This is a genomic window from Anaerobiospirillum thomasii (genome assembly GCF_900445255.1).
GTDB classification, from domain to species: domain Bacteria; phylum Pseudomonadota; class Gammaproteobacteria; order Enterobacterales; family Succinivibrionaceae; genus Anaerobiospirillum_A; species Anaerobiospirillum_A thomasii.
The window spans coordinates 975,147-995,167 of record NZ_UAPU01000007.1 but is presented as its reverse complement, the minus strand read 5'-3'; the positions used below and the strand labels follow the sequence as shown (position 1 = coordinate 995,167).

Sequence of the window (20,021 nt, the reverse complement as noted above, 5' to 3'; positions counted from 1 at the left end):
ATGGCTGAGAAGAAAACCATTAAGGTTACGCAGCTTAAGTCAGTGATCGGCCGTAAGCCAGATCACGTAGCCACCATTCGTGGTTTAGGTCTGCGTCGCATTCGTCATACTGTTGTTCTGGAGGATACTCCTTCAATCCGCGGTATGATCAACAAAGTAAGCTACATGATAAAGGTTGAGGAGTAATCATATGCGTCTAGATTCTCTAAAGCCAGCAGAAGGCTCACGTCGTCGCAGCGTTCGCGTAGGCCGTGGTATCGGTTCAGGTTTAGGTAAGACCTGCGGCCGCGGTGTTAAAGGTTCTGGTGCACGTAAGAGCCCAAATGTAAGACCAGGATTTGAAGGCGGTCAGATGCCTTTGAAGATTCGTCTTCCAAAGTTTGGCTTCTGGTCACCAAAAGCTGCAGTTAGCGCTGAGGTATCACTTAACGACCTGAACAAGGTTGATGGTGATGTGGTTGATATGGCAGCCCTTCTTAAGGCACGTTTAATCTCTCGCAAGATTAAGTATGTCAAGATCGTTCTGTCACCAGTTCCTAACTTCACTCGCAAGATTGATGTTAAGGGTCTTGGTGTAACTAAGGGAGCCCGTGCTGCTATTGAAGCTCAGGGTGGCACCATTGAGGTTGCTAATTTTGTTACTGAGGCAGCTGCCCGTCGTGAGCGTTCAGCTCAGCGCCGTGCTAACAAGAACAAGATGCTTCAGGACAAGCTTGCAGCTACTGGCATTGTTAAACCAGCTAGAAAAGAGAAAGTTGAGAAGACTGACTTAGCAGCTGGTGGTAAGAAGGCTTCTGCCAAGAAGAAGTAATCGCAAGGGCGTACTTTAAGTACGCTCTACGGAGATTAGAATGGCTAGAAAATCGCTCTTAGAAAAAGGTCGCGAAGCAGCTGCTATGCAGTCAAAAAGCGGCTCTTCTGAATTAAGACAGAGACTGCTTTTTGTTGTTTTAGCATTGGTAATGTTCAGAATTGGTTCATATATACCTGTTCCGGGCGTTAACGCAGATGTGCTTCAGCGTTTGTTTGATGAACAGAGCGGCACCATTATTGGCATGTTTAATATGTTCTCAGGAGGAGCGCTTGAGCGTGCCTCTGTGCTGGCATTAGGTATCATGCCATACATCTCTGCGTCCATTATTATTCAGTTACTGGCAGTAATAAACCCAACACTGTCTGAGCTTAGAAAAGAAGGCGAGTCAGGCAGAAGAAAGATCACACAGTATACTCGTGTATCTACTCTATTCCTTGCAGCACTGCAGGCAGTTGGTATTGCAACAGGTATTCCTAATATGATGCCTGGCTTAGTAGACAACCCTGGTTTTGGTTTCTACTTTGTAACAACAATATCACTTGTCACCGGAACTATGTTCCTGATGTGGTTAGGCGAGCAGATCACCGAAAGAGGCATTGGTAATGGAATTTCCCTTATCATCTTCGCAGGTATCGTAGCAGGTCTCCCATCAGCCATTGCAAGTACATTCGAGCAGGCACGTCAAGGTGATCTTTCAACAATTGCACTGTTAATTATTGGTGTAGTTGTGGTACTGGTAACCTTCTTCGTCGTATTCATTGAGCGCGGTCAGCGCAGAATCGTTATTGATTATGCTAAGCGTCAGATGGGTAACCGTATTTATTCCCAGCCACGCTCTACATTGCCACTGAAGATCAATATGTCTGGTGTGATTCCTGCGATTTTCGCATCATCAATCATATTATTCCCAGGCACCGTGGTTTCATGGTTTGGTCAAGGTGATAATGCTGTTGCTAATTTCTTACAAGAGGTTTCCCTGTTCCTACAGCCTGGACAGCCTTTATACGAGTTATTGTATGCAGCAGCTATAGTATTCTTTACTTTCTTCTACACAGCACTGGTATTTTCACCACGTGAGGTTGCAGATAATTTAAAGAAGAGTGGTGCTTTTATTCCTGGTATCCGTCCAGGTGAGCAGACTGCACGTTTCATTGATAAAGTAATGACTCGTCTGACTCTTAGCGGATCCATTTATATGGTATTAGTTTGCTTGGTACCTCAGTTACTGATGAACTGGTTTAATGTTCAGTTCTACTTCGGTGGTACTTCATTACTGATTATCGTTGTAGTAATTATGGATTTTGTTGCACAGCTGCAAAGTCATATGATGAATCAGCAATATGGTGATATAATGAAGAAAGCAAACCTCAGGAATTATGGGCGTTAATTCAACGCACAATATTGGAGTAAGAAAATGAAAGTAGGTGCTTCAGTTAAGAAGATCTGCCGTAACTGCAAAGTGGTACGTCGTCACGGTGTAGTTCGCATCATATGTGATAATCCAAAGCATAAGCAGCGTCAAGGCTAATGCTTTAGAGGGGGGGGGCTTTGTCCCCCTTCTCATTTCTGTCTATCATCTCTTAACAAATTACAAATATTTATAAAAAAATTTTTTATATTTGTGATCTTGATCTTTACAAGAATAATGTTATAATCGGTAATTCGCATCTATATCAAAAACTTTTTAGATGCTGCCTTATGGCACTAGAGGGTTGTCGCGTATCCTAACGGGCTTTGCGACAGCCAAATGTTAAACTGACCTTTTTAGGAGATCAATAGTGGCCCGTATTGCTGGCATTAATGTGCCTGATCAAAAGATCGCCCTGGTTGCTCTGCAATCAATCTATGGCATCGGCCCTACCCGCGCTCGCGACATTCTCGCAGCTACTGGGGTTGAACCATTTGCCAAGTTCAAGGATCTGAACGAGGAGACAATCGACAAGATTCGTCAGGAAGTTGCCAAATATACTGTAGAAGGTGACTTACGTCGTGAAGTAACTTTGAACATCAAGCGCCTCATGGACCTTGGTGCATACCGTGGTTTACGTCACCGTCGTGGACTTCCAGTTCGCGGCCAGCGTACTAAGACTAATGCACGTACCCGTAAGGGACCACGTAAGAGCATTAAGAAGTAAGGAGGCATAAATGGCTGAAGAAATTACTGCAAAAGAGACTGCACCAGCTGCAGCTCCTGCACCAGTAGCACCAGCACCTGCTGCAACAACAACTGCTACTGCAACCAAGACCGCATCTGCTCCACGTTCACGTGGCGGCAAGCGTTCAAAGAAACAGATTGCTGACGGTGTAGCACACATCCACGCATCTTTCAACAACACCATCGTAACCATTTCTGACCGTCAGGGTAATGCTCTTTCATGGGCTACCGCCGGTGGTTCAGGCTTCCGTGGTTCACGTAAGTCAACTCCTTATGCTGCCCAGGTTGCTGCTGAGCGTGCAGGTGAGGCTGCTAAAGAGTACGGTGTTAAGAACCTTGAAGTTTTAGTTAAAGGACCTGGTCCTGGCCGCGAGTCATCAATTCGTGCATTAAATGCAATCGGATATAAGATTACCAACATCACTGATGTTACTCCGATTCCACACAACGGTTGTCGTCCGCCTAAAAAGCGTCGCGTATAACCTGACAGCTAAGATTTCTGGAGAAAGATAAATGGCAAAATACACTGGCCCAGCCCTGAAATTAAGCCGTCGTGAAGGCGTTGACCTATTCTTAAAGTCAGGTGTTCGTGCAATTGAGTCAAAGTGCAAATTAGATACTGCACCAGGTCAGCACGGCGCTAACAAAGCCCGCCTTTCAGACTACGGCATGCAGTTACGTGAGAAACAGAAAGTACGTCGTATTTACGGTGTTCTCGAGCGTCAGTTCCGTAACTATTACATTAAAGCTTCTAATATGCCAGGCAATACTGGTGAGAACCTCCTGCAGTTACTTGAGGCCCGTCTTGATAACGTAGTTTATCGTATGGGTTTTGGTTCTACCCGCATGGAGTCCCGTCAGCTGGTAAGTCATAAAGCTATTACTGTAAATGATCGTGTAGTAAACATTCCATCCTACCAGGTACAGCCTTCAGACGTTATTGCTGTTCGCGAGAAAGCCAAGAAGCAGTTACGTATTAAGGCAGCAATCGACCTCTCAGGCCAGCGTGCACTGAAACCTACATGGATTGATGTTGATCATAACGCTATGAAGGGTACATTCAAGAGTAAGCCTGAGCGCGCTGAGCTTCCTGCTGATATCAAGGAACAGCTCATCGTCGAGTTGTACTCTAAGTAATAACGGCAACCATGCCAGCACCATTATTTAAGTGGGGTATCAATAGTGTCAATTTGTGAACTGCTAAAGCCAAAGGCTGTAGGTTTTACCGATCTGGGTCCTAATCATGCACGTGTTGTGCTTGAGCCATTAGAGCGCGGTTTTGGTAATACCATAGGCGTTGCATTAAGCGGTATTTTACTAAAGACCCTTTCTGGTTATGCAGTTGATGCATTCCAGATGGATGGAGTTGCTGATATTTATAGCGTTAAGGAAGACCTTCAAGAGTCAATTATTGAAGTTGTTATGAACCTTAAGACTCTTGCCTTTACTTCTGATCAGCCTTATACAGGTCCTGTATGGCTGAGCATTTACAAGCAGGGTGAGGGTGCTGTCAAGGTATCTGATATTGATGGTCCGGCTTATATCAAAGCTGTAAATCCAGACGCTACTATCTGCACCTTAAAAGGTGCCAAGGCTTCGTTGTCGATGAAACTTCGCGTCGTATTTGGACGTGGATATGTATTAGCATCATCAGAAGAACACATCCCACCAAAGGATGAAAGAGAAATTCTAATTGATGCTGCATTCTGCCCAATTCGCAGATTTGTATACGAAGTGGAATCCGCTCGTGTTGAGCAAAGAACAGATCTTGACCGTCTGGTTATCGAAATCGAGACCAACGGTGCTATAACTCCTGATCAGGCACTTATGCAGGGTTCTGAGTTAATTACAGGACATCTGGTTAATCTGGTTGATAAAGAGGACGTTACTGAAAGAGCTGTTGCTCCAAGTGCTCCTCCGCTTCCTGATCCAGTACTTATGCTGTCAGTTGAAGATCTCGAGCTTACTGTTCGCTCAGCAAACTGCCTTAAGGCAGAGCAAATATACTACATCGGCGATTTGGTTCAACGTACTGAGGTGGAGCTGCTCAAGACACCTAACCTTGGTAAGAAGTCTTTAACTGAAATTAAAGACGTTCTTGCTCAGAGGGGTTTATCCCTAGGTATGCGTCTTGCCAACTGGCCGCCACCAACTTTACGTCAACCAAGATAATAACCGTTTACAGGAAGGAATAAAGATATGCGTCATCGTTTAAGTGGCCGTCACTTAGGTCGCACCTCTGCACATCGCGCTGCGCTATATCGCAATCTTGCAAATGCTCTCATTACCCACGAGTGCATCAAGACCACTTTGCCAAAGGCAAAGGAATTACGTCGCTTTGTTGAGCGCTTAATTACAATTGCAAAAGAAGATACAGTAGCAAACCGTCGTCTGGTATTTTCACGCGTTCGTGATGATGCTGTTGTTGCCAAGCTGTTCACCCAGGTTGGTAAGCTTTCAGCAAATCGTCCAGGTGGTTACACACGTATTTTAAAGTGTGGTTTCCGTCCAGGCGATCAGGCTCCAATGGCCTACATCATGTTAACTGATCGTCCAGCCGCTTCTGAGGCTCAGGACAAAGCTGAATAATAATTCAGACTTTATATGGGTGCCTGCCTAGGTAGGTACCCTTTTATCATTGTACATTGACAGAATTCTAATATGAGGGTAGAACCTTGGATCAAGTTAATGATATTCTAAGGCCCAACATCAAGGAAGTAGTGACTCTATCTAAGAATGTTTCTAGAGTAACACTAGAGCCTTTTGAGCCACACTACGCCCAGGTTTTGGGAACTGCATTACGTCGTATCATGCTCTCAACCATACCAGGTTATGCAATTACTCAGGTTGAGATAGATGGTGTTGTTCACGAGTATAGTGCTTTAGAAGGTGTCCAGGAAGATATCCTTCTCATTCTTTTACAACTAAAGGAAGTCGCAGTTTACTGTGATTCCGTACCACAGCAGTTACCAGTGCTGAGCATCAACAAGAGCGGCATTGGTCCAGTTACTGCTGGCGATATTATCTGTCCAACAGGTATCGAGATTAGAAATCCAGATCTCGTTCTGTGCCATATCACAGATCCAAAGACCACTTTAAATATGCGTATTCACATTTCACGCGGTCGTGGTTATGTACCTGCTGCCACTCAGATTCCATTAGATGGCGAAGATAGATTTATTGGTCGCTTACTGCTTGACGCCTCATACTGCCCAGTACTGAACGTTGCAGTTAAGACAGCTCCAATCAATGATGAAAAAGAACAGCTGATCTTTGATATTGAGACCAACGGTACTATTGATCCAAAGGATGCAATATCTGTTGCAGCTACTATTTTTGCTGATCAGTTAAATTCATTTGTGGATATCAAGAATTCAGTTGCACCTGCTGAGGATTCTTCATTCCGTCCACTAATTGATCCAAAACTACTGTGCCCAGTAGATGATCTTGATCTGACAGTAAGATCTGCAAACTGTCTGAAGACAGAGAATATCAAGTATATTGGTGATTTAGTTCAGCGTACTGAAGTTGAGCTTCTCAAGACTCCAAATCTCGGTAAGAAGTCATTAACCGAGATCAAGGATGTTCTTGCAGAAAGAGGTCTGACCTTAGGTATGCGTCTGGAGCACTGGCCTCCAGCAGATTTGGATGTTTCAAATTAATTTAAAAAGGCCGTTTTACGGCCTTTTCTATTAAAGGCGCAAAGGTTTTCAAACTGCAGTACTTTTAATTATAGGCTTTGAGCTGTAAAGATCAGCATGGCCTGACATACACTCTTTGCTCTTTTACAAACAGCTTTTTATCTCCATCTATCTGACAGTAAGCTTCATTAAAATCATCTTTAGAAACTATCTGCTTGAAACATAATGATGATTTAATATATTCTTGTAGCAGATATAAAGGCACGGACATAGTATATGCTGTGCTTATTGTTATGATGCTTTAGGTGAATTGATATGCTCGACTTTTATAGTTTAGATGAAGATATGCAGCAGAGGATAATTGAGGATATGTCTGATGCTGTTACTGTTACCATCGAACAGTGCGATGATCAGGAGACTATAGACAGATATTCGTATTATTTGAACAATGAAGACTATGAGTTGTCAGTTACCTTCTTTGATACCTATGATCACGATCTATTGGATGAATATGTATTTACCAATAATGTAGAAGAACGCAATGTCATTTTTGGACAGATGTCATTTGCTCCTGCAGGAGAGGAAGAGCCTCTTGATCATGATTTAATTCATGTTGCCTATATAGTCTATGATTTAGACGATGACGAGGATAATGCAAGTACTGTTATTTTATGTTTATAGGAAAGAGCTGTGGTTGATATAGAACAATTAGATAAAGCTTATAGAATGGAGCTTTTGCGTCAGATTAATACATACGTTCGTGAAAGTATACTGCAATGCCCTGATAAGTCCTTAAAGAACCGTTATGTACGAATGCTTGAGGATGGCAGATTCTTTATAAGTATTACCTATCTTAGAGACATAGACTATACCTTTTTTAACTCTGTGAGCAAAGAGGACAATTTCGAGGCAGAGGATATAGTCTGTGGCTATGCTATTTTTGAGCCTATTCCCGGTAAAGGCGGACAGGGTGTGACTACAATTGCAGGTTTTATTTACGATTTGACTAAAGACAGGCCTGAGTCTGAACAGATCAGGCACTGTAAAATTGTTATGACCAAAGGCAGCCCATTTAAGGCTGTATGGTAATAGGGGTACCTGGATCAACTAGGGAAATAAATTCATCCATCTCCGGATTTAATATGGCAATACAGCCGTTGGTCCAGTCCGATCTCTGCACAGAGTCGTGATACTCGCTTCTGTTAGATGGCTGACCATGAACCATAATCATGCCGCCAGGTCTTTTACCCATAGCTCTGGCTCTTTTTATATCCTCACTGTTTGGATATGAGATATGGAAGGCGCGGTAATAAACTGAGTTCTCCTTGATATAGTCAAGAGTATATGTGCCCTCAGGAGTACGCTTGTCGCCTTCATACTGCTTATGGCCTACAGGTTTATCTGAAAGGGCAATCCAGTATTTTCTTATTACCTTGTCATCCTTCATTAAAAACATCTGTTTGTGGCCTTTATTTACAATGACATGATCAACTAAATGTTTAGGTGCTCTGTAGCCGCGTGGATAGATTTGCAGATTAGAAAAACGTTTGAGCTTTGTATAATCAAAATCACCGTCATAGACTATAGTTTCAAGAAGAGCATTAGTAATTACGTCTTGCTCATTTTGTGCTGCATATGATGGACAAGTGGATAGAGTCAGAGAAAATAAAATAAATAAAATATATTTCATTGAATAAATAGCCTGTTTTTTAATTGAAGTTAAAAGCTGATAAAATACAGCAAGAACAAATGCTATTATACTTCGCCAGCTACTTTAACACACGTAAAACGAAAAGAATTGGCATATTATTGGTATAGTTTATCCCACTTTTGTTTAAACTAGGATAAGCTCTTGTCCATGCTTCTTCCTTCGATTTGAAATAAATTTTATCTATAGTAGTTTTATGTGTATTTATAAAAAGAAATAAGTTTTACTATTGATAAAATCGGACAGCAGTTTGTAGAGGTTTTTAGCAATTCGTCCCATTGATGTTAATTTAAATATGTTTTAGGTAGCTATGATAGATATAAGTGATCTTCAAGAAATGATGGGTAATGAAAGCCCTAAATTAAAATCCTCTAAGCAGCTAGATCTTACCTCATTTAAGAGCCTGCGCATAAATCAAAAATGTGTAGAGGAGCAATTAGATCGGGATTCTAGCCTTTTTGCAAAGAGCAAAAAGGAAGATATTATAAAAAAAATAAATGAAGAGATTAAATTTGAGCTTGTTGCACTAGATGAGATGATAGAAAAGCTTGAGCATGATAAACTCGATAAATTACTGTTTTTTCAAATGAGAGTCAGGGCTTTGTTTCAGGCACAGGAATTTAATGCTCAAGACTCATTTTGTGCTGATGCACTGTTGTTAGTTATTCTCTGTGCAAAGCTTCATGGATATAGTAAAGCTAGCGAGATTGCTAAGTTTTACTCAAAACATTATCTGGCACTACATACATTATTTGATGGCATGCCTAAAAATGGGGAATTACTGACAGTTGCCAAAATACATAGAGTTTTGAGCATATTTGATGTAAAGCTCTGTCGTGAGTTTTTTTACGAGTATATTGGCAAGCATTTACAGCATTCAGTAGAAATAAGCTTAGCTGCAAAGGATGATCCTAAATTTAAGCAGTTTATTTTGTTCCCATACAGACGAACTCTATATTTTGATGGTAGTAGATTGTTTACAGACGCAAATCTTAAAGAGCGTGGTAAGTCGGGCAGGAAAGTTGATGTTTACCTTTATGAACTCAGTGAAAAAATAGCCATAGATTATTTTGTAATAAAACATGAGGACAATGAAGGTCTTGCTACCTTACAAAAGCTGGTCAATATTGATGTGCAAGATAGAATAATTATGTCAGATGCATATAACAGTAACCCTCAGTTTGCCACAAAAATTATACAAGGAGGTGGAGAATATCTTCTTCCTGTAAAAAAGCATATTCACAGAAAGTTTACCAAGAGACTGGAACAAATTATTAAAGAGGCTTCTGTAAATTATGATATGAGCGTAACATCAGATATGAGCACAGACTTTTGCAAAAGTAAAACAACACTGAGCATATTTGATGGCTCAATTCTTGATAAGGATTTGAGAGATTTGTACGCCAATCTAAATAGTATAGCTGTATACACGCAAACAACAACTAATTTCAAAAATGGTAAAGCTCTTAAAAGTCAGATTAACACACAGTACTATATTAGCTCACTGCCGACTGGATCAAAGTCGACATTATATGAAATAACAAAATGTATAGATTACAATTTGACCAAGACACTTGAAAACAAAGGCAGGTGCGATAAAACAGATTGTGCTACTGATAAGGACATATCTGTCACGGATAGTTTTAAACGAGGTGATGAAGGAATAGATACAATTGTCCATGATATTCATACATTTATAAGAGACAGTGAAATCGATGGTAAAAGTATGCAGGCATTAACTTATGAAGGCGTGATTAAAATGCTACGTTCTTATCCATTATCCTTCACTTTTATATATTTAATGTGGTACTTTAGGGTTACTAATGTAAAGTAGGTTCAATTTAATTTAGCACTCTGAACAAAACAATTTTGCAAGATGATATTTGATCTGTGATTAGATGGTGCTCTAAAGCACATTGATACAAGTAAGTAAATAAAATGAGCGACAATAAAGAAAAAGATTTGAGCCTTGATGGTGTAGAGACCATGGCGCTGTCAGAGTTTGCTGAAAGTGCCTATCTTAATTACTCCATGAATGTAATCCGCGACAGAGCTCTGCCATCTGTCAGTGATGGAATGAAACCGGTTCAAAGACGCATTGTGTATGCTATGGCTAAATTAGGTATAGGACCTAAGGCCAAGCATGTAAAATCAGCAAGAACTGTGGGTGAGGTATTAGGTAAGTATCATCCGCACGGAGACAGTGCCTGTTATGAGGCTATGGTGCTTATGGCTCAGCCTTTTGCCTACAGATATCCTCTAGTTGACGGACAGGGTAACTGGGGTGATGTTGAAGAGCCAAAGTCTTTTGCCGCCATGCGATATACAGAATCACGCCTTGCAACATTTTCAGATGTTCTTTTAGAGGATTTAAACGCAGGATGCGTTGAATTTATACCAAACTTTGATGGTACAACTGTTGAGCCAAAGGCTCTGCCATCAAGACTGCCAACCATTTTACTCAATGGCACCACAGGTATTGCTGTAGGCATGGCCACTGATATTCCGCCTCACAATGTACTTGAGGTGGCACAGGCTGCAATTTATCTTATGGATCATGAAGACTGCAGTGTCAGTGATTTAATGGAATATATTAAGGGCCCTGACTATCCATGTGCAGCTGAAATAATCACACCTGCCAGCGAACTGCAAAAGCTCTATGAGACTGGTCGCGGCATAATAAGAATGCGTGCTACCTATGAAATGGAAAAGGAGGGCATAGTTATTAAAACTCTGCCGTATCAGGTAGCAGGCGGTACCATAGAAAAGCAGATTGCAGAGCTTATGGTCAAAAAGAAACTGCCTTTGGTTTCAGATCTGATAAATGCCTCTGATCATAACAATCCATGCCGTCTTATCATAGTTCCGCGCTCCAACAGAGTAGATGTTGATGCGCTCATGAGCCATCTTTTTGCTACAACAGATTTGGAGAAAACCTATAGGGTTAATTTAAATATCCTGGGTCTTGACGGCAAACCTGCAGTTAAAGATTTAAAAACCATATTATCTGAGTGGATAGCCTTTAGAGTAGATACAGTAAGTAAAAGATTAAACTCACGCCTTGTAGCTGTAAACAAAAGACTGCATCTGCTTGAGGGACTTTTAATTGTCTTTTTAAATCTTGATGAAGTTATACGTATCATAAGAGAAGAGGACGATCCTCATACAGAGCTTAAACAGCGTTTTAATTTAAGCGATGAACAGGTTGAATATATTTTAGAGACCAGACTCAAGCAGCTGGCCCGCCTTGAGGAAATGAAGATCAAGGATGAGCAGAAAAAACTTGAGGCTGAAAAGAAGAAGCTAGAGGGTTTGCTCAACTCAAAAACCAAGCTCAATAATTTCATTAAAAAGGAAATTGCAGCTGACGCCAAGGTTTACGGAGATGAAAGACTATGTCCTATAGTTGAAAGATCAGAGGCTGTTGAAATCTCTGTTGACGATTTAACACCAAGCACTCCAATGACAGTTATACTCTCAAAAATGGGATGGGTCAGAGCCGCAACCGGAGCAGATGTTGATGCCAAGAGTATGGCTTACAGAAGCGGTGATGAGTTCCTCTCCCAGGCTACAGGACGCTCAAATGGGCAGGCTGTATTTATAACCAATCTGGGACGAGCCTATACTGTGGATATAAGAGATCTGCCATCGGCCAGAGGACAGGGTGAGCCATTGACCTCAAAGGCAAATCTCTCTCCTGGTGAGTTTGCCATATATGTCATCTGCGGTACTCCAAATGACAGATATATGCTCTATACCGACAGGGCCTACGGCTTTATCTGCTCTTATGATGATTTAATCTCAAGAGTTAAGAGCGGTCGCAATGTTGTAACTTTAACTGAAGATACAAAGCTTATGGAGCCATGCCGTCTTAATGATCTTGACAGCGATCTGATTGTGGTAGCATCAAAGCAAGGTAAAATTCTAATCTATGATGCCAAGGAGCTGCCTGTACTTGGCCGCGGCAAGGGCAACAAGATGATATCAATTTCCAAGAACAAACTTGATGTTGGCATTGACGGTATTGCTGTGGCAAAAGTGGTGGGCGAGAACGACAGTATTGTTGTGCACTCTGGCAAGCGCATACTTAAAATATCAAAAGATGATATGCAGCAAAGAAAGCAGAGCCGTACCAGCTCTGGCACCACACTGCCGCGCTCCTATCAGAAGGTAAGTGATATTGAGGTAATAAAGGCTAAAAAGGATGATACAGTTGTAGAGCAAAGTGAGACTGTCGATGACTTTGTGCTTGAATAACCTTATCTGACCTGCAGGCATAAAACCTGCAGGTTGTAGGCTAACTGTCAAACTCTGAATAGGCTTCTTCTTTATTGGACAGATGCCAGCGCTCAAGCACCTCATAGGTTGCTGTTTTATCAATTATCTTCTTGATAAGAATATCTAGTTCACTGTTTTGTGAATAATCGGCAGGGGTAAAGTATTTGATTCTGTTATCCCTTAGCATCTTATACACTTTAATGCGGTTGTCATTAAGAGGATTATAGACACCTATTGAATGACCGCCAAAGTTATTGACAAGTTTCATGCAAGGAATGTCAGTTTCACTGTCACCTATATAGACTATATTTCTAAAAGGAGCCTTATATTTACCCTCAGGAATATATTCATTGACTCTTGGGTCGTTGACATCAAGCGCACCTTTTTCAACACGGAATAAAAACTGTGTTTTGGAGGTGTAATTAATAGCCTGGGCCGGCCATACTGCAACATCATCTTTATCATAAAGAAAGCTGCTTGCATAGATGGCTTTAAAGACATGGGCAATACTTGTGCCTTCAATCATTTCCTTAAGACCTGATGAGATAATGTAATGCTCAATTTCCACATTGTGCTCTTTACCATAGGCATTGATACGATCAAACCAGGTTTCAACACCGTTGAAGAGTTTTACTTTGGAGCCATACTCCTGCAGCAGACGGCGGGTCAGATAATTATTGCCGCGAGACTTTGTAACCATAAGGTACATATAGGCAAGGTTTGAGTCCATGCCGTTTTCACGGGCCAGTTTGTTGGACTCTTCCCAGAAGCTTTCTACATCCTTGCCCTTTTGCACAGACTGAATAAAGCCCTGAGCCTGCATATCATCAGGGGTTAGGGTTTTATCAAAATCATAGCAGATGGCAAGTACAGATTTTTGGGCAGAAAAACTGTTTATATCACGCTGCATAGGCATATCCTTGTGTGATTTTTATACCTTGCTCTTAGTTATACTATATTTACAGGATAAAAAAATAAGAGTGTTATAAAAATTGGTATTTGCACCGCAAATGAGAGCCTTAATGATGCAAAAAGGCCGGAATACTCCGGCCTTTTGTGATCTGATCTGCCTTAGGGCAGCGATAATAAGTTTGTTATTGGACTGTGCTCTTTTCTAAATCGCTGATGTAGGATTTAATCTTGCTTGAGTCAATCTTGAAGAAGCGCAGATCTTTTTCGATATTATCGATAAGCTCAACAGCAAAGTCTGAAATCTTAACAGCATGCTCAGAGATTGAGCATGACTTCTGAGCAGACTCGGTAATACCCTGCATGTTGGATGAAATCTCAGATGTGGCAGTAGTCTGCTCCTCAGCTGCTGTAGCAATCTGAGTAATCTGTGAGTTAACATCGTTGACGCTGTTTAAGATGGTGTTGAGTGATGACTCAAGCTCACCGGCTCTCTCTGCTACCTCTTCCATCTGTGTTACAGACTCATTCATAGAGTCAGTGGCAGTCTTGGAATCATCCTGAATAGAGCGTACCATGGCTGTAATTTCCTGAGTTGATTTTGAGGTACGTGAGGCAAGAGCACGAACCTCATCGGCAACCACAGCAAAGCCTCGACCTGCCTCACCGGCACGGGCAGCCTCAATAGCGGCGTTAAGGGCTAAGAGGTTGGTTTGAGCTGCAATCTCATCAATTGTGCCAACGATGGAACCAATCTTCTGGCTCTGCTCGGCAAGACGCATAACCTTATCAGCATCCTCACGGGTCAGAACGCTCTGCTCTCTGATACGTGATACAGTTGTACGAACCTTATCCACACCGGTAACGGTCTCATTCTTGGTAATTTCAGATGTCTCTGAGGCAATATGGCAGTTCTTGGCAATATCTGATGTGGTTGAAACCATCTCATCGGCTGCAGCTGCAATGGTAATAGACTGATTCTCGGCAACACTAGCACCATGGTTGATATTCCATGAGGCCTCGTTGAGTTCTTTTGAGTACTTACGCAGAACCTCTGATGTGGCCATGACCTTGGCTACTGACTCAGAGAGGGTTTGTACAATGGCAAGGTTAGATCTGTAGATATCGCCTATCTCATCGTTTGGTATATCGTTCTCATCCATCTTGATCATGAAGTCGCCATCCTGAATGGATTTGGACATGTTCATAATGCTATGTGTATGTTTAACGATGTAGTTGGCAATCATGATGGCAGTAATAACTGCAAGGATCATTCCTACAATAGTCAGGATTATCACTGTGTACAGAGGGCCTCTTAGGTCAAGATTTTTAACCTCATCCTCTACTACATCCTGATAGCTGTTGATAAGTCCTGAAAAGAGCATATTGGACTTTGATGATGGGGCAAGAACAGTATTTAAGAATTCAGCGTCAGCCTCTTCATATTTGCCCTGCTCTAAAAGAGTAATAAATCTGCCGTTGATTTTGTTGGCAAGATCTCTCATGGTCGCGCGGGTTTCTGTAACCTTTTCGACAAAAATTACAGGAGGTGCACCACTGTCAGCTTTATCTAGAGCTTCTAGCATTTCAGCAACATACTGTTTACCCTGGGCTACAAGCTGAGAACTTGGATTGGCCTGTAGCTGGTGCAACCATTTATGTACAGCATTGTATTTGCCATACAAGTGAATGGTACGCCCCATGTCCTGAGAAATTGTCGTTTTGAGTCTCTCTTCTACATTAAGAGAGGTGTTGATGGAGGTGATGGATATAATTCCAACTATTGAAAGAATAAGAATGACAAAGAAAAAGCCACTTAAAAGTTTGGCTTTTATTGACATATTCATAAATATGGACATGATAAGCCTCTAGATCTTATATGGGTATATACGTCATAAGAACATGACAGTGAAATATGCAACCCTGAAATTGAAATTTAAAGTTTGTTATGTATCACATATTCTAAGACAGCCGTATCAAGAGATCATTAACTTTTTATCTAAAATTTGATAAAAATTACTAAAAAGACAAAAACCTACCTTAGGTAACATTTGATATTTAACAAGTTTTTAAGAAATTTTATTTTAGAATGGCAGGGAAAAGATAAATTAGATAATCAAATATAGCATCAAAAGTGTGCAGGAGATCGCATTATCTCCTGCAAAATAAGAAATTATAGCATGATCCAGATAGGGCCCAGCCAGGAGGTCATTAGTCTGTTGATGGCAAAAATCACCAGCAGCACAATCATAAGAGATATATCAATCATGCCGATAGGTGGAATTATTTTCTGTACTGGAGACACTAGAGGATAGGTTATCTGACCTACGGTTTCACTTATATTTCTGGTGCTTGGCAGCCATGAGGTCAAAGCCTGTATTAAAAGCAGTGATATTACAAGGACTCCAAAGGTTTTTACTGTCTGCAGTACAGTAAAGGTCAGAATATCAAAGACAGGTATTGGCAGTCTGGTAAAGAGTTTGACACATAGCCAGAATATAAGATCAACGGCAAGAGCTGCAATAAGAGGTGACAGATAGACCCGGCCTAAGCGTATCTTTGACAGACCTGGCAGATTGCACACAGGATTGGTAAGCTTGACTACAGACTGTACGAGCGGACTGAAATAGTAGGCATTTGACAGCTGTATTAAAAAGCGCAGCAGAAAAAGCATTATAAGTGCTTTGGCAACAAGTTGTAAAAGTGGCATTATTTATCCTTTAGTGTTTCTTCAAGTTCGTGGGAACGTCTGATGCAGGCATCTATAACCTCATGCATCATAGCGTCAAAATTCCTTGTCTGCATGACCTTAAGCCCCTCAAAGGTGGTACCGCCTTTTGATGTTACAGCCTCACGTAGCTGAGCAAGTGAACTTTGTGCATTGTGCTCAATCATTGCAGCTGTCCCTTTTATCAACATCTGCATCAGATTTCTGCTCTGCACTGCATCAAGACCATGCTCTGTTGCTATTGTACATAAACTTTCTAAAAATCTGTAGAGAAAGGCAGGTCCTGAACCGGTAAGGGCACCTAGCAGCGTGATCTGCTCCTCATTATCTACAGTTACATTAAGACCAAGTCCTGCAAGAAGCTCATATGTCAGATCCTTTTGCTCTGTACCTACACCGCTGTCAAAATAAATGGCGGTGACACCAAGTCCAAGACTTGATGGGGTATTTGGCATAATACGCACAGTCTTATTGCTTTTGGTAATATCTTCAATAGATGAGCACGAAAAGCCTACAGCCATAGAAATGACAAGTTTTTGTGAAAAATCAATGCCTTTATCTTTAAGATCCCGTAACACAGAGCCTAGAATCTGAGGTTTTACTCCTAAAAAGATGATATCTGATTCTTTGGCGCAGAGCACATTGTCAGTGCCAATGTTATGACCCATGCTTTTGAACTTTTCAAGCTTTTCAAGATGGGGGCCGCTTACAGATATAGTATGCTCTCTTTTTAAAGAGGAAATGGCATTTATAATGCAGGAGGCCATATTGCCTCCACCAATGAAGCCTAGTTTTAACATATTTTATTCCTTTGTGTAATTGCGACTGCCAAAGATGGCGCTGCCAATACGCACCTGTGTGGAGCCGCATTCAATAGCGCACTCCATATCGGAAGTCATACCCATGGATAGGGTGTCAAAATGTTTGTATTTTTCTTTATAAGTATTAAAAATATCTCTTATTTTTAAAAATTCTCTTTTGATCTCCGCTATGTCCTGAGTATCAAGCGCTATGACCATAAAACCGCGTAATCTTAGTTTAGGGCAGTTGTCTTTGATATATGTGACAAGGGAGTCTACATTCGCTATGGCGCAGCCAGACTTTTGTGCCTCATCAGAGATATTGACTTGTACAAGTATATCAAGCGCCGGAAGGTTCTCATCACGCTGCTCATTTAAACGTCTGGCTATCTTTTCTCTGTCTACAGATTCGACCATATCAAAGATATTGGCAACTGTTTTACTCTTGTTGCTCTGAATAGGTCCTATAAAGTGCCATTTAATATCTGACAGGCCGTAGTTTTGTTTAAACTGCTCAATTTTAAGGGCAGCCTCCTGCACATAGTTTTCACCAAAGTGTCTCTGTCCTGCATCATATGCAGCCTTGATATCTTCAAGTGGCTTGGTCTTTGAGACACAAAGCAGGGATACTGTATCATCTCTGTGGCACTCAAGCCTGCAGGTATTAATTTTTTTTACTATAATATCAATGTTTTCTGCTATCATACCCATGATAAATTTTCGCCCAATATTTTAGAACAATTGTCGTATTATAACGCTTATTTGAAAAGACTTTTAATAACGGAAAAAACATGTTTGCTATAGATCCAGTAGATTGTACAGAATGCGGTGTATGCAAGGATGCATGCCCTTGTGATGCTATTTATCAGGATGAAAAGGGACATTTTATTGTCGATCCTGATTTGTGTGTGGAATGTGGCGCCTGCCTTGATGTTTGCGAATTTGGATCCGTGTTTGAAGGCACGCTTGAGGAAATCAAGAACGTTCTTAAAACCTGTTAAGTTAAAAAGGCCACGCAGGTGGCCTTTTTATCATGGGTGAATCAATCAGTATTTGTAATCCTTGACTTCAACTTTATCAACTTCCTGGAATGGAGCCAGGGTTGAAATCATAACAATCTTCTTGTCATAGCGATTGATACAGTAATGAATCTCACCAGGCTCGATATGAATGAAGTCACCTTTTTTAAGGTGATTTACCTTGCCGTCCACTACAATATCAATTTCACCTTCTAGAATATAGAAGTTCTCTTCCATAATGTTGTGATAGTGGGCAGGAAAGTCCTGACCTGGCTGGAACTGAACCACTGCAAAGTTCATGCGTGGGCCCTTCATCAGATATTTTGGACCTGAGTCTTTAAATCTGAATTCTCTTTCACTGTCATTTAATACATACATTTTAATATCTCCAATTATCTTTATAATTCAGGTGCTGACCACATGTATTTGGTTGTGCCTTCACATGCCAGATCAAGTTGTGTCTTATAGAATTTGCGCCATGTGGCATAGAGATCTGTATAGACCTCATGATTGTCTTTGTTTGGTATATAGCTCTTTTCCATATGTACCATGGCAGCTACAGCCTCATTAAGATCTTTATACAGACCAAGACCAACTGCCGCTAAAATAGCAGCGCCAAGGGCAGTGGCCTCTTTTACTACAGGCACTTTGATTTCAATTCCAAGGCAGTCAGCAAGAATCTGTGACCACAGAGGTGATTTAGAGGCACCGCCACCAAAGATGATGGAGTCTGGCTTCTTACCTGTTGATTCATATACAAGATCAACATGACCTCTTGCTATCAGGGCTGTATTTTCTAAAATGGCCTTGTAGAAGGTATAGCGATTGAATTTGTCACTCTCAAGGGCAAAGTTTGAAAAAGTTGGAGCTGCATGCTTCCATGATGTGAAATTCATAACATCTGAAAAAGCACAGAGCATGCCATACGAACCTGCCGGAATATCTTTTGCCTTCTCATTTAAAAGCTCATAAGGATCGCATCCAAGCTCTTTGGCCTTTTCCTTTTCGTATTCACAAAATGCATCACGATACCAGCGCAGTACCAGACCTGGTTTGAAAGCTAAAGCCTCAAACTGCCACAGCTTAGGAATGGCATGGCAGTTGACGCGCACACGTCCTTGTTTATCAGTTATGGCCTTATCAGAGTTGTACTCATACTGCCAGAAGGAGCCGCCGAAAATAGCTGCCTCATTGACATTGACCACACCTACTCCTATACAGCCAAGCTGGGCATCGCCGCCACCTACAATAACTTTTGTACCTTCGGCAAGACCAGAGTCGGCAGCACCTTTGGCATTGACGCTTGCAATATATTCGCCACACTCAATGGTTGCAGGGAAAATATCATCACGCAATCCGCACTTTCTGGCAATGGATGGATCAAAGGCACGGGAGTTTAAGTCAAACAGACCTGAGGTGGAGCCGTTTGAAGGATCAACGGCAAGAGCGCCTGTAAGTTTTAAAATCAGCCAGTCATTGAACATGCCGACATATTTGATTTTCTCATAAACATCAGGCTGCTTGTTTTTAACCCATAAAATACGTGGCAGAGCATTGAGCGCAAAGGTCTGTCCTGATTTGGCATAAAGCTCCATTTCAAGACTTGGATCTATCTTAAATAGCTCAAGCACCTCATCATTGGCTCTGGCATCAACATTGGCGCAGGCCCAGATTTCATTGTAGTTCTCATCATAAAGAACTATACCCTCACGCATGCAGGTGGTGGAGACACCTGCAATCTCATGTGGATCAATTCCAGCTTTGGCAATGGCACCCTTTATACATTTACATGCAAGATCCCAGTTAAATTTCCAGTCAAAATCCATAGAGCCAGGGTAACGTGGATCTTCTTTGTGAAACCACTCAGCTTGCTCACAGGCAATCTGTGTGCCGTCAAGCGCAAAGATTACCGCTCTTATTGAGCCTGTTCCTGCATCAATAGCCAAAAGATATTTACTCATGTTAACTC

22 protein-coding genes and 2 pseudogenes are annotated in these 20,021 nt (G+C 41.4%); 15 read left to right on the top strand and 9 right to left on the bottom strand.

Annotated features, from left to right (window positions below):
* The 10 genes and pseudogenes from rpmD to DRZ93_RS11550 all read left to right on the top strand — a co-directional run bounded on the left by rpmD (position 1) and on the right by DRZ93_RS11550 (position 6,631).
* Positions 1–186, top strand: a complete 186-nt coding sequence (gene rpmD / locus DRZ93_RS11595; RefSeq protein WP_113743481.1) for a 50S ribosomal protein L30 — start codon at positions 1–3, stop codon at positions 184–186.
* 4 nt (positions 187–190) lie between these two features.
* Positions 191–625: pseudogene (gene rplO, locus DRZ93_RS11590) on the top strand (50S ribosomal protein L15); the annotation flags it as partial.
* Between the two features lie 226 nt (positions 626–851).
* Positions 852–2,201 carry a preprotein translocase subunit SecY gene (secY, locus tag DRZ93_RS11585; RefSeq protein WP_113743483.1) on the top strand — a complete coding sequence of 450 codons (1,350 nt, stop codon included), beginning with the start codon at positions 852–854 and terminating at the stop codon, positions 2,199–2,201.
* Between the two features lie 27 nt (positions 2,202–2,228).
* The gene (gene rpmJ, locus DRZ93_RS11580) at positions 2,229–2,342 is read left to right on the top strand and encodes a 50S ribosomal protein L36 (RefSeq protein WP_027940176.1); all 114 of its coding nucleotides are present in this window, start codon (positions 2,229–2,231) and stop codon (positions 2,340–2,342) included.
* A gap of 250 nt (positions 2,343–2,592) precedes the next feature.
* Positions 2,593–2,949, top strand: a complete 357-nt coding sequence (gene rpsM, locus DRZ93_RS11575; protein ID WP_113743484.1) for a 30S ribosomal protein S13 — start codon at positions 2,593–2,595, stop codon at positions 2,947–2,949.
* 130 nt (positions 2,950–3,079) lie between these two features.
* A pseudogene (gene rpsK / locus DRZ93_RS11570) lies at positions 3,080–3,451 on the top strand (30S ribosomal protein S11); the annotation flags it as partial.
* 31 nt (positions 3,452–3,482) lie between these two features.
* Entirely contained in the window at positions 3,483–4,106 is a 624-nt protein-coding gene (gene rpsD, locus DRZ93_RS11565; RefSeq protein ID WP_113743486.1) for a 30S ribosomal protein S4, read from the top strand.
* Positions 4,107–4,148: 42 nt separating this feature from the next.
* Positions 4,149–5,141, top strand: coding sequence for a DNA-directed RNA polymerase subunit alpha (locus DRZ93_RS11560; RefSeq protein WP_245933819.1), 993 nt, complete (start codon positions 4,149–4,151; stop codon positions 5,139–5,141).
* Between the two features lie 27 nt (positions 5,142–5,168).
* Entirely contained in the window at positions 5,169–5,558 is a 390-nt protein-coding gene (rplQ, locus tag DRZ93_RS11555) for a 50S ribosomal protein L17 (protein WP_113743488.1), read from the top strand.
* Positions 5,559–5,644: 86 nt separating this feature from the next.
* Positions 5,645–6,631 carry a DNA-directed RNA polymerase subunit alpha gene (locus tag DRZ93_RS11550; protein WP_113743489.1) on the top strand — a complete coding sequence of 329 codons (987 nt, stop codon included), beginning with the start codon at positions 5,645–5,647 and terminating at the stop codon, positions 6,629–6,631.
* 91 nt (positions 6,632–6,722) lie between these two features.
* Here DRZ93_RS11550 and DRZ93_RS13600 read toward each other — a convergent pair whose 3' ends face one another.
* Positions 6,723–6,881, bottom strand: a complete 159-nt coding sequence (locus tag DRZ93_RS13600) for a hypothetical protein (protein WP_172458230.1) — start codon at positions 6,879–6,881, stop codon at positions 6,723–6,725.
* A 44-nt stretch (positions 6,882–6,925) separates the two neighbouring features.
* Between DRZ93_RS13600 and DRZ93_RS11545 the strand changes: the two genes are divergently transcribed.
* Both DRZ93_RS11545 and DRZ93_RS11540 read left to right on the top strand, forming a co-directional pair.
* Positions 6,926–7,291 carry a hypothetical protein gene (locus DRZ93_RS11545; protein WP_113746652.1) on the top strand — a complete coding sequence of 122 codons (366 nt, stop codon included), beginning with the start codon at positions 6,926–6,928 and terminating at the stop codon, positions 7,289–7,291.
* Positions 7,292–7,300: 9 nt separating this feature from the next.
* The gene (locus DRZ93_RS11540) at positions 7,301–7,699 is read left to right on the top strand and encodes a hypothetical protein (RefSeq protein ID WP_113746651.1); all 399 of its coding nucleotides are present in this window, start codon (positions 7,301–7,303) and stop codon (positions 7,697–7,699) included.
* Here DRZ93_RS11540 and DRZ93_RS14050 read toward each other — a convergent pair.
* Entirely contained in the window at positions 7,683–8,300 is a 618-nt protein-coding gene (locus tag DRZ93_RS14050; protein ID WP_113746650.1) for a L,D-transpeptidase family protein, read from the bottom strand. The two genes, DRZ93_RS11540 and DRZ93_RS14050, sit on opposite strands and share 17 nt — an antisense overlap.
* A 328-nt stretch (positions 8,301–8,628) precedes the next feature.
* Between DRZ93_RS14050 and DRZ93_RS11530 the strand changes: the two genes are divergently transcribed.
* Positions 8,629–10,152, top strand: coding sequence for a hypothetical protein (locus DRZ93_RS11530; RefSeq protein ID WP_113746649.1), 1,524 nt, complete (start codon positions 8,629–8,631; stop codon positions 10,150–10,152).
* Between the two features lie 104 nt (positions 10,153–10,256).
* On the top strand, positions 10,257–12,575 hold the full coding sequence (gene parC / locus DRZ93_RS11525) for a DNA topoisomerase IV subunit A (RefSeq protein ID WP_113746648.1): 2,319 nt from the start codon (positions 10,257–10,259) through the stop codon (positions 12,573–12,575).
* A gap of 40 nt (positions 12,576–12,615) precedes the next feature.
* Here the strand turns inward: parC and DRZ93_RS11520 are convergent, their stop codons facing one another.
* The 5 genes from DRZ93_RS11520 to DRZ93_RS11500 all read right to left on the bottom strand — a co-directional run bounded on the left by DRZ93_RS11520 (position 12,616) and on the right by DRZ93_RS11500 (position 17,738).
* Positions 12,616–13,506: an HAD family hydrolase gene (locus tag DRZ93_RS11520; protein WP_113746647.1), complete on the bottom strand. Its 891-nt coding sequence runs from the start codon at positions 13,504–13,506 to the stop codon at positions 12,616–12,618.
* Between the two features lie 184 nt (positions 13,507–13,690).
* A complete protein-coding gene (locus DRZ93_RS11515; protein ID WP_113746646.1) occupies positions 13,691–15,364 on the bottom strand; it encodes a methyl-accepting chemotaxis protein in 1,674 nt (557 codons plus the stop codon).
* 314 nt (positions 15,365–15,678) lie between these two features.
* Complete coding sequence (locus DRZ93_RS11510; RefSeq protein ID WP_113746645.1) at positions 15,679–16,215, bottom strand: YggT family protein; 537 nt, start codon at positions 16,213–16,215, stop codon at positions 15,679–15,681.
* Entirely contained in the window at positions 16,215–17,033 is an 819-nt protein-coding gene (gene proC, locus DRZ93_RS11505) for a pyrroline-5-carboxylate reductase (protein WP_113743499.1), read from the bottom strand. Before proC ends, DRZ93_RS11510 begins: the two co-directional genes overlap by 1 nt.
* A gap of 3 nt (positions 17,034–17,036) precedes the next feature.
* Entirely contained in the window at positions 17,037–17,738 is a 702-nt protein-coding gene (locus DRZ93_RS11500) for a YggS family pyridoxal phosphate-dependent enzyme (protein WP_245933803.1), read from the bottom strand.
* 86 nt (positions 17,739–17,824) lie between these two features.
* Between DRZ93_RS11500 and DRZ93_RS11495 the strand changes: the two genes are divergently transcribed.
* Positions 17,825–18,034, top strand: a complete 210-nt coding sequence (locus DRZ93_RS11495; RefSeq protein WP_113743501.1) for a 4Fe-4S binding protein — start codon at positions 17,825–17,827, stop codon at positions 18,032–18,034.
* Between the two features lie 45 nt (positions 18,035–18,079).
* On the opposite strand, the gene DRZ93_RS11490 is transcribed toward DRZ93_RS11495, so the two are convergent.
* Both DRZ93_RS11490 and lsrK read right to left on the bottom strand, forming a co-directional pair.
* Positions 18,080–18,430 carry a cupin domain-containing protein gene (locus DRZ93_RS11490; protein ID WP_113743502.1) on the bottom strand — a complete coding sequence of 117 codons (351 nt, stop codon included), beginning with the start codon at positions 18,428–18,430 and terminating at the stop codon, positions 18,080–18,082.
* 20 nt (positions 18,431–18,450) lie between these two features.
* The gene (gene lsrK / locus DRZ93_RS11485; RefSeq protein ID WP_113743503.1) at positions 18,451–20,013 is read right to left on the bottom strand and encodes an autoinducer-2 kinase; all 1,563 of its coding nucleotides are present in this window, start codon (positions 20,011–20,013) and stop codon (positions 18,451–18,453) included.
* Positions 20,014–20,021: the final 8 nt, after the last annotated feature.